Origin of the sequence: Paenibacillus sp. 1001270B_150601_E10, assembly GCF_015558675.1 — a bacterium.
In the GTDB taxonomy this organism is placed as follows: domain Bacteria; phylum Bacillota; class Bacilli; order Paenibacillales; family Paenibacillaceae; genus Paenibacillus_B.
Genome location: NZ_JADMOL010000006.1, coordinates 246,281 through 260,033 on the forward strand (window position 1 = coordinate 246,281; position 13,753 = coordinate 260,033).

The window sequence follows — 13,753 nt, forward strand, 5'->3', positions numbered from 1 at the left end:
AAAAAGACCACACCGAGTATAACAGACAGTTATCCTTCGTGTGGTCTTTATGCTGTTGCCGCCATGCGCCATCCTGTTAATATCTTAAGCGCATCAGAAGAGCCTTCATCTCTGAATCCTGCATTAATTCATTCGCATATTTCTTTGAGATGGCGGCAAGCGCCACATCATGGTGAAAGAATTCTGTAAAGAACTTAACGAATGGCTGCGCCATCGTGCGCATCGCCTGCCAATTGCCTTCCTCCATACCAGCAAAGAGCACTTGACTGCCATCCGTTATGATAAGCTTAAATTGCTCCAAGATCATCTCATGGCCTTCTGACGGCTCAAGGATATTCATGTTCTTTAACAATACGCCTTTGGGTGTGCCTCCTGTAACCAATACCTCCACATCTACGCCCTGCTTCTCCTTTTCCTCAAGCAGTCGAGCAATGGATTCAAATTCATTTACGAACATCGATAGCACAATAGAATGCTCCGCCTCTTCGATCATTTGGCGGAAGTAGGCTTGAATTGAAGAGTCTGTCTTCAGGCTCCATACCTGATCATCTGCATAAGCCCGTCGTTCTCCTGCCTTTTTTAGATCGGCAATGTCCTTTTTGAATTCCTGTGTCAGCTTATCAATGACGATCTGCATCGGTATAGCCACATAAGTGCGCTTCTTGCCGGACAAGGCGTCAGAGACAATCCCCTTCTCCACGAGCCTCGCAATCACTTCATATATTTTGGCTTTTGGGACACCGGAGTGCTTCACGATCGTCGTGGCATCCATCGCCTCCGCATGGGTAACCAGCGCTTCATATACTTTGCTTTCATATTGCGAATATCCGAACTTCTGCAGCATGTCCTTCCTCCATCACGATCCTTTTATCACTAGTTTACTTGAATGGTTCAGGAGGAGACAAGTTCATATCGCACATGGATGTCATCCGCAAGTCTTTCGTAGGAATCTGCAAGAGGGCTTATACGTTAACCGTACAGCATAAAGAATTGCAGAGGATGTCCAAGCTGCTTCAAATAGTTGTAGAGCTGGGCTCTGTGGTGGAACGTATGGGTCACAATCTCAATGAGCCATTTAATCTGAACAACGCTATGTTCAGCATAGAATGCTTTCGTTGACTTATGCAGCAGCTCATCTTCTGACAAAGACAGCATATAGGTCCGCAATTCCTCAACATTCGTACGAAAATGGTTTGCTAACTGATTCGGATCCTGTATGCCGTTGACTCGGTTCTCGATCCGCTCAACATCAGGCTGTGCTTGCTCATTGAGAATGGCAAGATCAGATGCAGGGATCGAGACAATATGATGCGCGAGCTCTAATAGTGTTCGCATATTCTCGGCTGGGCGATAGCTCCACTCCTCAGGCTTGATTCTGTTTAGCAGTGCATCTACAGTTCGAACGGCCAATTCTAGTTCATCCAACAAGTGATCTCTGATTGGTGCTGCTCCACTCATGTCATTCGCTCCTTTTCATCATCATTAAGTCGTTTGAGGCATGTCCTTTGCGGCATATTGACTGCATAATTCCAAGGCTTTCGCGTAGATCTCCGTTCGCAAGGACTCTGGTTCAAGCACATGTGCATCTTTTCCGAGGGTAAAAAAGAATCTTGTCGCCCATTGCCACTCCGAGATCGGACATTGAAAATCAACCTCCCACAGATCCTCTTCCCGTTCGGTTATCCTTTCACCAATATGAGGATCCTGCTCCACCAACAGCATGCCCCTATAGGTTAAAGTGGCTCGAATTCGGATCGTGTGATTCGTGGGTTTATCCTTCTTCGTATTGTCCTGCTTAGCAAAGTCATGTTCAGCTCCTGGATCGGCATCCTGCAGCTCGTCAAATCGATCCGCTCGGAACGTTCGCAGTTCCCCATGTGTATCCGAATAGGCTTCGCAATACCAAAAGCCATGCTCAGCAAATACTTTCTTCGGCTTCAAAAGCAGCCACCGCTGATGCCGCTCGGATCGATAATAAGCCCTCATCCACACGTCTCTTGAGCAATAAGCAAGCAGCTTATTAAGCAGCGGTGCCTTGAAAGAGCGCTGAGGCACCTCCACATGCATCAGTTCAAGTAACGGTTCAACCTGCTGCAGGCTTTCTTGAGGCAAGCTCTCACGGATTTTATCGATAACCGTCCAACGTTCCTGGTTGAAGGGAGTATCCGCATACGATGTTAGCGCACGCAGCGCGACGAGTACCGTTAGTGTCTCCTGTACATCCAACTGCAGCGGCGGCAAGGTATATCCTTCTGTTAATCGGTAGCCCCCTGCTGGTCCCGCTTCGGCATACAGAGGAATGCCCATCTCGGAAAGGGCCTGCATGTCTCGCAGGATCGTACGCTTGGATACCTCAAATTTGTCCGCAAGCATTTGAGCGGATTGCTGCTTCTGCTGCAGCGCGATGACAATTGCAATCAATCCATTCGCCTCACGAAGGCGTCCTCCTTTCAAAGCACTGGCTCGAATGTTAGGATAGCATAAACTCGGTGACAGCTTGTATGTCACCATTAAACATCCATCTAGGAAAGAAATTTAAATAAAGAAAAACCGTAAGGCTTGCGAACCTCACGGCTTCATCTGTTGTATGCTCATCCAGCATGTTATGTCGTGCTGTGTAACCATCAATATGAAGGGGCTTATGCCTGATCTCTTCGATATAGGTCGCGACTCTTGTAGCCGGCCTTAAGGATCATCTTCATTTCCTCTCTGCGTTTCGCTTGCGTTGCCTCCTGCTTGGCGCTATATACATAGCGCGCCCAATCCTTGCGATACCCTGGCGTTAGCGCCTGATAGATGGCAAGAAGCTCAGGTGTATCCTCCAAGTCCTTCTCAATGCTTGGAATAAGGTCAACATAATCATCGACACATTGGCTTGAGGCTGTGGATGCTTGCCCCTTCCCCTTCGCATCCTCCTTGAATCCTACGACTGTAAACACGTCATCTAATCCAACCATGCGAGCGAACTTGATAGTGCTTGTCCCAATATATCCGTCTTCATCACTGCCAAGACTAGGGAATAGATCGTCACGATGAATATAAGTATCGTAAACTTTGTTGCCTTTCTTCGGATAGGCAGCGAACAGATATCCGTTCTTTTGAAGAAGCCCGTCTTTAATAACTCGATTTAGCAGATTCTTCAGCGATTCCATATCAAGCACAAAAGCGAAGATAAGATCATATGCTTTCTTCTCAAGTGAAGTATCGTAGTCGGTTAGCCCATCAAAATAGGTTGTGCCCTCAGGCTGATTCAAGACTGTCTTTTGATTGTATTTGGATAAGTTTAATTTCTCAACGATTGTTTTAGACAATGGTGTGCCATCCCTTACTTGTATTGTTGTTAGCTCTGGTATACTTATTATAATCGAAATCGAGCACAATATAAAAACAAGCACGCCTAACGGATGTATCCTCTAACGGGTTGGATCACTCTTCATTTCATCTCATCGTAATGGGTCACTTGATTTCGCCCGTTTTCCTTCGACACATATAGAGCTTGGTCCGCATGCTTTAACAGAGACGTGCTCGTGTCGTCCTGTGTGAACGTGGCAGCCCCTATGCTTACTGTTAAATTGCCAATCTCCCACGCATAATCAGCCACCGCTTCGCGCAGCAGTTCCGCCGTCTTCTTGGCTTCAGTGAGTTCTTGTCCGGGAAGGATCATAACAAACTCTTCACCGCCATATCTGGCCGGAATATTCAATTCTCGGGAATGATCCGAGAGAATACTTGCTAATTGAGCTAATACGTCATCACCCGTCTGATGTCCATACTTGTCATTGATTCTTTTAAAATGATCGATATCGACGATAAGCAAAGAGAATGACTGCTCCCCATCATGACAGCAGCGAATAAGCTCATCCAACTTCTCTTGAAAGTATCTTCTGTTCTTTATGCCGGTTAGCTTGTCTGTGCTGGATAATTCAACTAGCAGCGAATTCATCTCGATGAGCTCCGCTTGCTTGCTTTCAATTTCCTGATAGATGTGCTTAAGCTTTTCCAGCGCCTGATCCTTCTCAATGTAAGCCTCTTCCGTGTGCTTTTTCGTCATTCGAAGCTCTTGCTCATAATGAATGCGCTTGCCCATTTGCATCAAAATACAATCCATGATCTCGAGCCCATCCTTATCAAGCCGCCTGCCATTAAGTAAATACGGAATAGGCTCCCCTTGCTTATTCTTCAAGCTGATAAACAGCTCATCCACATGGCCGTTCAGATTGATAAATGGATAAAAATAAGAATGAAAGATGAGCTTATTGGCAATCGACATTAAGGATTCAATATGCTTGCCTATTAATTCGGACTTGTTATACCCCATTTGGTCTCCAAACGTATGATTCACCTCTAGAATCATACCTTCATGTGAGATGGATATGAAACCGCAGGGTGCATAATTCAGTCGGTCATCCATGATTCAATATCCTATCCTTTCGAGTTGTTCCTTCATGTTGGTGCAAATAATTCTCGATCAATCGTATCGTTTCTTCTGGATGGCTGATATGCGGATAATGCCCTTTCGCCTCCATTAGCTGAAACGAGCTATGCTTCAGATGCTGATGCAGATACTGCCCAACCTCTAGCGGCACGATGCTATCATCAGAGCACTGCATAATCAAGGTAGGGAGATTCGATTGAGCCAGATCTGATCGATGATCAGAATAGAAGGTAACCTCTGCAAATTGCCTAGCAATGACAGGGTCGGACGAAATAAAACTCCGCTCCAGCTCCTTCGTTAGCTTTGGATGCTCGAGGTTGTTCATGGCTAATGGGGCCATCATGCTCGCCCAGCCTGCAAAGTTCATTTCCATCATTTCAAGCAGCTCGTCAATATCGCTCTTCTCGAAGCCGCCCTTGTAATCGCCATCATTTAAGTAACAAGGCGAAGGGCCGATCATAATAAGCTTATCAAAATATTCCGGCTGCTCAATGGAAGCGAGCATGCCAATCATCGAGCTTACTGAATGGCCGACAAATATGACATTATGGAGTCCGAATGCTTCGATAATATCGATCACATCTTGGGCATACCCTCTCAGCGTATGATACTTCTTCGGGTCATACGCATGAAGATCGGATTCGCCAGAGCCAACATAATCGAACAGAACCACTCGATACTTTTCCTCAAATGCAGGGGCTATGTATCTCCACATGCTTTGGTCGCAGCCAAATCCATGGGCAAATACAATCGTCTGGTCCCCTCTTCCACTTATGTTTACTCGATTGCGGGCAGATACAAGATTCATCTACATTATCTCCTCTATATTTTCCATTCTCTTTATTTTGAAGGCGTATCCTTTAAATTTCAAGAACATTGTGGCATCTCCTAAATGAAATCTACGGATATGGATTGCTGGATGGAAACCGACCTTACGTATGGACGATCCTAAGAAAAAGACCGTTTCCACTTTCGTCAGAAACGGTCTTCGTACGTATTTCATCATTGTGTGATTGCTTTGAAACGCTCAATCGCTGCTCTTAATGTGGATATTCCTTCCTCCACGTTCTTTTGCGTATATCCCTCAGTCTTCAGCTCCTCTTGGATTGATTCTGAGCATGTCTGCTGCTTCAGGCTAATTGCTGGATCGCTTTTCGAACCTCGGCTCTAGTTGAATCTAGAGACGATATCGTAATCTATAGATTTGATGTTCTCAAGCTATTAGTAAGAAAAATGATTGTTTCCTTTGTGATTCTCATCGGTTCGTAGGGCATCATGAGACCTCACGTCCCGCAAAACGTTTGATAAGGAGCATCGCATTGCGGCGGAAGTGCAGTATATTCATCCTGTTCTGGAGCGTATGCATAAGGTCTAGACAGCACATTGAGCAGCTTCTTCATGATGCTGTAGTCCTCTCTCGTGACAGCAGCGTCCAACGCCTCTTCAACACGGTGATTGCGAGGGATAATCGCAGGATTGCTGTTCATCATAAGAGCCTTAGAAGCTTCTAACGTTTGAGATTCTCTCGATCTTCTTTGCTCCCAATGCCTTTTCCATTCGGCGAATGCTTCCGAGTGGAATAAATTCGTACTACTCTCTAACTTGCCTAATGTTAGGGCCCGGAATGTATTCGTGTAATCTGCACCATGTTCCTCCATCAAGGACAGCAGTTGATTGATCAGTGCCTGATCTTCGGCATCCTCATCGATAAGACCAAGCTTAGCTCTCATGCCTGTCAGCCAATTCTGGTTGTACAACTCGAAGTAATCTCCTATCGCCTCTTCAGCAAGCCTTATCGCTTCCTCCTCATTGTCATGCAGCAGCGGCAGCAAAGCTTCCGCTAATCTGGCAAGATTCCATGCCCCAATACTCGGTTGATTTACGTAGGCATAACGACCATATCGATCAATAGAGCTGAATACGGTCTCTGGATCATAGGCATCCATGAAGGCGCAAGGTCCATAATCAATGGTATCCCCACTTAAAGCCATATTGTCTGTATTCATGACCCCATGGATGAAGCCGACAAGCTGCCACTTCGCTATAAGCGCGGCCTGGCGCTTAATCACTTCTTGAAGTAAAGCAAGATAGCAGTTCTCATGCTCGGCGGCCTCTGGAAAATGTCTTTTAATCGTATAGTCGGCTAAGGCCTTAAGATCACTGGGCTTTCCTATGCCGGCAGCATATTGAAAAGTACCCACACGGATGTGACTCGAAGCGATGCGTGTGAGAATAGCGCCTGGAAGCTCAGTCTCGCGGATAATCGTCTCACCAGTCCGTGCAACAGCAAGGCTGCGAGTCGTAGGGATCCCAAGCGCATGCATCGCTTCGCTAACGATATACTCCCGAAGCATGGGTCCTAGTGCTGCTCGTCCATCTCCTCCTCGAGAATAAGGCGTTCTTCCTGAGCCTTTTAGCTGAATATCGAACCGTTCACCTTTTGGTGTGATCTGCTCGCCTAATAAACAAGCCCTTCCGTCGCCAAGCATCGTAAAATGCCCAAATTGATGCCCTGCGTAAGCTTGAGCAAGAGGCTCAGCCCCCTCTGGGATCCGATTGCCAGCTAGGACTTCAACCCCTTCACTCGATTGGAGCTGCTGCAGGCTTAAGCCTAACCATTCCGCTACTGCTTCATTGACAATGACCAAATGAGGGGAGCGTACAGGTGCAGGTTGGAGTTTCGTGTAAAAGGAGTCCGGCAGCCGACTATAGCTATTATCGAAGTTCCACCCAGCTTCTTCTATTGCATTGATCTCTTTCATTTTATCTCCTTATTCTTGACGTTTATATTCAGTAGAAATCCACTTTTAGGGTTTGCTTCCGTTTATTTATTATACCTGCATCCAGATCTTGATGGATCATTATTTCATTAAATTTGATGCATATCGAGCCCTGATCCTCCATCGCATAATATAGAGGATTCAAACAAATAATGGAAGGGAATTATAATTACGATTTAAGAATTTCTGTCGAATATGTCATGAGTCATATGAAATAACGACCAAGTAAGAAGGGAGAAATTTGCGATGAAGTTATCGATCCAAATATTGCTACTGATCATCCTTTTCCCCTTCGTTACTGGTTGCTATGATCTCAGAGAGCTTAATGAAACAGGATTTGTTACCGCACTGGGAGTAGATCTTGGCAGCACAAATAGATATCGTGTATCCGTGCAAGTCGTTAACCCCAGCAACTCTGCAGGCGGAACTTTTTCGAAAGGTCCAACTTCTTTGGACACAGTCACCTATTCAGCCGAAGGGGACAACGTATTTCAAGCCTCACGAAAAATAAGCAAAATGATCTCACGGCAGCTGCACTATGGTCATACCATCCTGGTTGCGATCAGCGAGGATCTCGCCAGAAAGGAAGGTCTGTATAACATGCTGGATGGTATAGAGCGAGATTCAGAGATTCGAAGCTCTGCTTCAATCATTCTTACAAAAGGGATTAGTGCAGAAAAATTATTGCGCAATAAAGCCATCATTGATCGTATTAGCGCAATGAAAGTGAAGCGCTTGACAAAATTTTCGCAGAACTTGTTAGGAGAAAACCCCGACACCCGATTGTATCAGGTCATTCGCACGCTTACTTCATCTGGACGCAATGCAATGGTTAACGGATTTGAAATCGTCCAAACACCTCAAGCTCCGATAGTGGTATTAGACAGCTTAGGTGTATTTCAAGAGGGCAAGCTCGTTCATTGGCTTGATTCGCAATCAAGTCGAGGCGTTATGTGGGTGTTAGATAAGGTCCGATCAACATTAGTAAGTCTAGATGTTAATGGACAAAAAAACAGCGTTGGTATAGAACCAATCCGTACCAAAGCAAATGTAAAGGCAATCAGTCAACAAGGCAAGCCTAAAATGCAGATTCACATCGAAGTAGATGCGAACATTGGAGAGGTTGAGACGAATATTGATATTCTCGATCCATTCGTCATTCTAGAGTTAGAGAAGCTAACAGAAGACGCCATTCGTGCAGAAGTCAACCAAGCCATTACAAAGCTGCAGGCCCTTCATTGTGATATCTTCGGTTTTGGCGATGTCGTTCATCAATATGAACCAGGGCTGTGGCGCCACTGGCAGAAGGATTGGTCCGACAAGGGCTTTCCAGAGCTTCAGCATGATCTTCAGCTGACGGTACGAATCCAACGATTAGGATTAAGAACCAATTCGCTTATTCGCAATATTGAATTGAATAATCAAGGCAACTAACATGCGAGGCATGGCGAATAAGCTCCTCTTTTTTTTGCTCAAGCGCATCGTGTTATGTTCATGGTCCATCAAAAAAAGCCGTAATCATTACGGCTCTTTCAGTGCTATCTATTAGCAAATCATAATCCTATTAAACATCTTAGATCAGTTCATGTCGCTTCTTCAACATTCGGTATAGTATAAAACTAAAAAGTGCAGCAATGGCTGCGCATAGTCCAATAAATCCATATCCTGCTTGGAGGCCTCGAAGCAATCCAATTTCGGTCTCTGCACCGAACAGCAGCTTAACCACTTCAATAACCCCGCCGATGAGGTAATTGCCTATAACACTGCCGATTCCCATTAACGTTACGGTAAAAGTGATGGCTGTATCGCTGCCATGTGGATATCTTTTAGCAATAAAAGCCATCACGGTTGGATAAATCATGGCGATGCCGATGCCTGCTGCAGCAAATAGGAACGCTAGACGCTCTCCTCCCACTATTGCCAGAAACGTGCATATCGCTGACGATCCTGAGAAGATGAACAGAGAGAACGTAAACCCTATCTTATCGGTAAGAGGTCCCAGAAGCAGTCGGGCTAGTGCAAAGCATAAGAAGAAGATCGACAGCATGCCTGAAGCTTTCACGGTGTCCCACCCGTAAGCTTTTTCAAGGAAATTAACAAGCCAGCCCCCTACTGCTAATTCAGATACAACGCCAAACGAGAGGATGAGTACCATGAACCACAGAACGGGATCACGCATCAGTTTTTTCAAAGGAATACGGTCCTCATGCGGGACATCATCACCTGGAAAGGAACTTCGCATCGCGATTAGAATCGGCAATATAGACAAAGACAACATGACAAGATACATGCCTCTCCAATCCAGCGTATGTCCAAATACGGTGATGGACATGAGTCCCGTTGCAATTAACGGTGCTATAGTTGAGCTAAGTCCATAAAAACCATGCGTGAGGTTCATCATCGTTCCTGTATTTTTGACGAAGATGCGTGCCCCTAAGATAGCCAATGCAATTTCCAGCATGCCATTGCCGATATACATCAGAAAGTATGAGGCTGAGAACATCGGGTAGCTGCGCGAAAAATAAATCAATACACCAGAAAGCATCATAGAACCAAAAGCGGTGATGCTTACGACTTTGATCCCCCATATTCTTGTAAGGTAATTTGTGAACGAACAAGCTATGAGGTATCCTAGTGCATTAAGTGATAGCAGTGTGCCTAGCTGGGACTCATTCAGCATGAAATCAAACTGAATTCTCGGTATGGCTGGCCCTTTTATATTTTCTGATAGGCCAAATACGACGAATCCTAGAAATATGGTTGCCAGCTGCATCGCATACACTTTATTCACTTTTTTTAAACGCTTTTCCACTCAATCCCCCCAGAACCTATATTAGCGCTACTCTTTAGTAGTTAGCAAAGCTTTCGTTTAGCTGCAGCTCCCGTTGATTGATAAAATGCTAGTACTCTAAGTTATGTTATCGATACCAGAATGAACAAGCAATATGGGGCTTTATACTGCTTGAATATTAGGTTGAATGGGCCAGAAAGTCAATATAAAAGATTTGATTGTTTTAGCTGCAGAGTCCACAGATGAAGAGCTTTGGCCTCCCTTTTATCACGATGGCAGTTTCATTCTATTCACTTCGTTGCACGTCATTGATTAAACCTTTGCTTGTAAGGAAATGAATAGAACAAAACGATTAACCTAAGGAGGAAGCTGCATTGTCGGAGAAGGAACCTAAAGTATCGAAGTCTATGCCTGAATTGCCTGAATCGTATTGGCGAGACTCGATAAGCCTCCCCTCTTTCCCCAAGCTGTCTAACGATATTGAAGCTGAGATAGGAATAGTGGGTGGTGGAATATCAGGGATCACAACAGCCTACCTATTGGCAAAAGAAGGACTTAACGTTGTATTGCTTGAAGCTGGAGAGCTTCTGAATGGTACGACCGGCCACACTACCGCGAAGATTACTGCTCAGCATGATATCATCTATGATGAACTGATCAGCCACTTTGGTGAAGAAAAAGCAAGGCTTTACTATAAGGCGAATGATGAAGCGCTGCAATTCATTAAGCGTATGGTTGAAGAGCATGAGATAGACTGTGACCTAAGTGAACAGGATGCCTATATTTATACGGATCAGGAAACTTCAATCCCTAAGCTCGAGAAGGAGCTGGAAGCTTATAGGACACTTGGCATAAACGGTGAATGGGTGGAACAAATCGCTCTGCCTATCCCAATAAAAGGCGCCATTGTGATGAAAAAACAGGCTCAGTTTCATCCGCTCAAATATTTGAATAAGCTCGTTCAATTATTTGTTCAACACGGTGGCAAGATTTATGAACAGACAACCGTGAATACGGTAGAGGAAGGTGACAAGCCGGTTATCGTTACCAAAGATAATCATCGTGTAACCTGCCAGCAGGTCGTCTCCTGTTCTCACTTCCCCTTCCATGATGGAATGAGTCTCTACTTTGCGAGATTGCATTCTGAACGCTCCTACGTTATTGGTGTGAAGAGCGACAAACACTATTTAGGCGGCATGTATATTAGTGCAGAAGATCCGAAGCGTTCCGTGAGAAGCACGCCTCTCAGCACAGGGGAAGAACTTCTGATTATCAGTGGCGAAAGCCATAAGACGGGTCAAGGCATATGCACGATCAAGCATTATGAGGCACTAGAGACGTTCGCCAATCAAACGTTTGGCATCAACGAGTTCTCCTACCGCTGGTCGACACAGGATCTCGTGACGTTGGACAAGGTTCCATACGTCGGGCATATGACCTCAGACAAACCTAATATGTATGTGGCAACCGGTTACCGAAAATGGGGAATGAGCAACGGAACGGCGGCTGCTTTGCTGCTGTCTGATCTTATTCGTGGGAAAGAAAATCCCTACCAAGAGCTTTACTCCCCTTCGAGGTTCCATGCTGATCCCGATATTAAGACCTTTCTCGTACAAAATGTGGATGTTGCGAAGCACCTTATCGAAGGTAAGCTTGAGTTCGTCCGTAAGACGCCTGAGGATTTGGAGAATGATGAGGGTTCAGTCGTTACGGTGAATGGCAAGCGAGCGGGCGCCTATCGGGATGACAAGGGTATGCTTCATATTGTGGATACAACATGCACCCATATGGGTTGTGAGGTCGAATGGAATCATGGTGAGCGCAGCTGGGATTGTCCTTGTCACGGCTCTCGATTCTCCTATGATGGCGAAGTGCTTGAAGGGCCGGCCAAAAGACCATTGCCGAAGCTAACGTCTTCCTAACTTCACAGGCTGGGCATCATTGCATGAAAGTGGGGAAATGAGTATTCAAGAATATTCATCAAGTGTGTTTGCATGTATTTCCATTTGCTATATAAAAAAGAAGCCTGCTCGAATGAAAAGGAGCAGGCTTCTTTCATGCTATTAAGCAGATCAATACAAACTTACTTCAAGGATTCCGCAGCCTGAATGAGCTGCTCTTTCGTAATGTTAAGCGAATCCGTGCTGACTCGTATCATGACCGATTCATCATCTTCAGCCATCCATGATACTTCCTTGTATAGACCCGTATCACTGAATAAGTACTGATCATTCTCCACATAGTTTGCTTCTACATCATTCATTTGCACCTGTTCATGGGCAATGGTTTCTGGAGATACCGACTTGATCTTCACCTTTTCCAATGCGTGATCGATCTGCACATAAATGTGGTCGTTGGTTGAATTACTGTAAGTAGTTGTATACGAATCCATTGGACGATTCGGGTCCGACTCTTGAATTCTCCAAGCATAAGGCTTCCCTTGATCCTTAGCTTCTTTTTGTAGCACCTCCAATAACTGAAGGCTATCTGAGCTAACATCGCCGCCAAAGGCGGGCTCCTTCTTGCCATAATCAAAGGTAAAGCCGACTTCTAATTGAAGCGGTAACGTGTGAGCGATATCAGCAGCAATCAATAGCTGTTTCCATTCCTCCATCTGAGCTACTTTTATTGGTTTAGAAGTACTGAGCAATGGATGCTGCTTGAGCATTGGGATCTTAGCATTTTCTAGAGAGGCTATGTAAATCACAGCACTCTGTCCCTCATTCAATTGTCCTTGTACAGACGACAGTGTTGTGTGGATATCGGACTTCAATGCTTCTGGAAGATGAAAGCTAGTATCCGTCCACACCTCAGAACGAACCATACCCGAATCCGTTGCAAATAAGAACTTCTGTGTTGCATAACCAAAGCCGGACAATACGGCTGCAATACATACGGCAGCTACCATCTTTCGTGCGGTGAATACTCGTTTACCTTTCACAGGCTTTCCCTCTCTCCATTTCGTCCCTTGGCTTGCAAGCATGGCCGTCATGTAGACGTCCATCGAGGGAGGACATTGCACTGAATCGGAAGCTGTCTGATATTCCTGCTTCAGTTTGTTTTCAATGGACATAGGAGGTTTCTCCCCTTTCTTCGATCTGTTCGCCTACATAACGGCGCAGCTGCTTTAGCGCCAAATGGTGACGTGATTTTACCGTTCCTATCGGGATATTTAACATGCTCGCGATCTCCTGAAGGCTGTAATCATGCATATACCGAAGCACGATGACCTCCTTCAGCTTTAGCGAGAGCTGCTCAACAGCAGGCAGTACTTCCATTTGTGCATAGATCGCATCAAACTGTCCTTCCAAGCAAATGCTGCTCTCTTCACCGCTGTGCGATTTCACACGTTCCAACAGCCGGAATTTGCGCCATATTCCTCTCTTCCAATTGCGTACCTGGCGAACGATAATACCGTTCAGCCATGCATGGAAGGGCTGCTCTGGATCGTATTTCTCCCACACACGGAACAGCTCTAAGTACACCTCGCTCATGATGTCTGCAGTATCCTGCTTATTGGTTGCTAGAAAGTAAATCAATCGATAGGTATAGTCCTTTGTTGCATGATAAAGCTCCTGAAACGCTTCTGTATCCCCTTCTCTCATCCGGATGATTAAGGGAACGATATTGATATCCTTCATGTAGCCGGCCTCCATTCAGGTGTTACATGAGATATTGGCTCTGATTCAATATAAGGTTCACTGCAGATGTAAAATAAACCTTTGCAGGTATAAACACGAAATATTT

General features: G+C 45.3%; 12 protein-coding genes. 2 read left to right on the forward strand and 10 right to left on the reverse strand.

Annotated elements, in window-relative coordinates:
- Positions 1 to 76: 76 nt before the first annotated feature.
- The 7 genes from I2H74_RS15760 to I2H74_RS15790 all read right to left on the reverse strand — a co-directional run bounded on the left by I2H74_RS15760 (position 77) and on the right by I2H74_RS15790 (position 7,197).
- Positions 77 to 844 (reverse strand): TrmB family transcriptional regulator, encoded by a 768-nt coding sequence (locus I2H74_RS15760; protein ID WP_195575175.1) that lies wholly within the window; start codon positions 842 to 844, stop codon positions 77 to 79.
- A 125-nt stretch (positions 845 to 969) separates the two neighbouring features.
- Positions 970 to 1,458 carry a DinB family protein gene (locus I2H74_RS15765; RefSeq protein WP_195575176.1) on the reverse strand — a complete coding sequence of 163 codons (489 nt, stop codon included), beginning with the start codon at positions 1,456 to 1,458 and terminating at the stop codon, positions 970 to 972.
- Positions 1,459 to 1,482: 24 nt separating this feature from the next.
- Positions 1,483 to 2,511, reverse strand: a complete 1,029-nt coding sequence (locus tag I2H74_RS15770) for a helix-turn-helix transcriptional regulator (RefSeq protein WP_195575177.1) — start codon at positions 2,509 to 2,511, stop codon at positions 1,483 to 1,485.
- Positions 2,512 to 2,639: 128 nt separating this feature from the next.
- Entirely contained in the window at positions 2,640 to 3,311 is a 672-nt protein-coding gene (locus I2H74_RS15775) for a YdeI/OmpD-associated family protein (RefSeq protein ID WP_195575178.1), read from the reverse strand.
- A 122-nt stretch (positions 3,312 to 3,433) separates the two neighbouring features.
- A complete protein-coding gene (locus tag I2H74_RS15780) occupies positions 3,434 to 4,411 on the reverse strand; it encodes a diguanylate cyclase (protein WP_195575179.1) in 978 nt (325 codons plus the stop codon).
- Positions 4,404 to 5,243: an alpha/beta fold hydrolase gene (locus tag I2H74_RS15785; protein WP_195575180.1), complete on the reverse strand. Its 840-nt coding sequence runs from the start codon at positions 5,241 to 5,243 to the stop codon at positions 4,404 to 4,406. The genes I2H74_RS15780 and I2H74_RS15785 overlap by 8 nt, the downstream gene beginning before the upstream one ends.
- 475 nt (positions 5,244 to 5,718) lie before the next feature.
- Positions 5,719 to 7,197 (reverse strand): protein adenylyltransferase SelO, encoded by a 1,479-nt coding sequence (locus I2H74_RS15790; RefSeq protein ID WP_195575181.1) that lies wholly within the window; start codon positions 7,195 to 7,197, stop codon positions 5,719 to 5,721.
- Positions 7,198 to 7,461: 264 nt separating this feature from the next.
- Here I2H74_RS15790 and I2H74_RS15795 point away from each other — a divergent pair, with 264 nt between their 5' ends.
- The gene (locus tag I2H74_RS15795) at positions 7,462 to 8,649 is read left to right on the forward strand and encodes a Ger(x)C family spore germination protein (protein ID WP_195575182.1); all 1,188 of its coding nucleotides are present in this window, start codon (positions 7,462 to 7,464) and stop codon (positions 8,647 to 8,649) included.
- Between the two features lie 139 nt (positions 8,650 to 8,788).
- On the opposite strand, the gene I2H74_RS15800 is transcribed toward I2H74_RS15795, so the two are convergent.
- Entirely contained in the window at positions 8,789 to 9,988 is a 1,200-nt protein-coding gene (locus I2H74_RS15800; RefSeq protein ID WP_195575273.1) for an MFS transporter, read from the reverse strand.
- Between the two features lie 425 nt (positions 9,989 to 10,413).
- Between I2H74_RS15800 and I2H74_RS15805 the strand changes: the two genes are divergently transcribed.
- Positions 10,414 to 11,928 (forward strand): FAD-dependent oxidoreductase, encoded by a 1,515-nt coding sequence (locus I2H74_RS15805; protein WP_195575274.1) that lies wholly within the window; start codon positions 10,414 to 10,416, stop codon positions 11,926 to 11,928.
- 161 nt (positions 11,929 to 12,089) lie between these two features.
- On the opposite strand, the gene I2H74_RS15810 is transcribed toward I2H74_RS15805, so the two are convergent.
- Together I2H74_RS15810 and I2H74_RS15815 are read right to left on the reverse strand one after the other, a co-directional pair.
- Complete coding sequence (locus tag I2H74_RS15810) at positions 12,090 to 13,079, reverse strand: hypothetical protein (RefSeq protein WP_195575183.1); 990 nt, start codon at positions 13,077 to 13,079, stop codon at positions 12,090 to 12,092.
- A complete protein-coding gene (locus tag I2H74_RS15815) occupies positions 13,069 to 13,647 on the reverse strand; it encodes a sigma-70 family RNA polymerase sigma factor (protein WP_195575184.1) in 579 nt (192 codons plus the stop codon). Before I2H74_RS15815 ends, I2H74_RS15810 begins: the two co-directional genes overlap by 11 nt.
- Between the last annotated feature and the right edge of the window lie 106 nt (positions 13,648 to 13,753).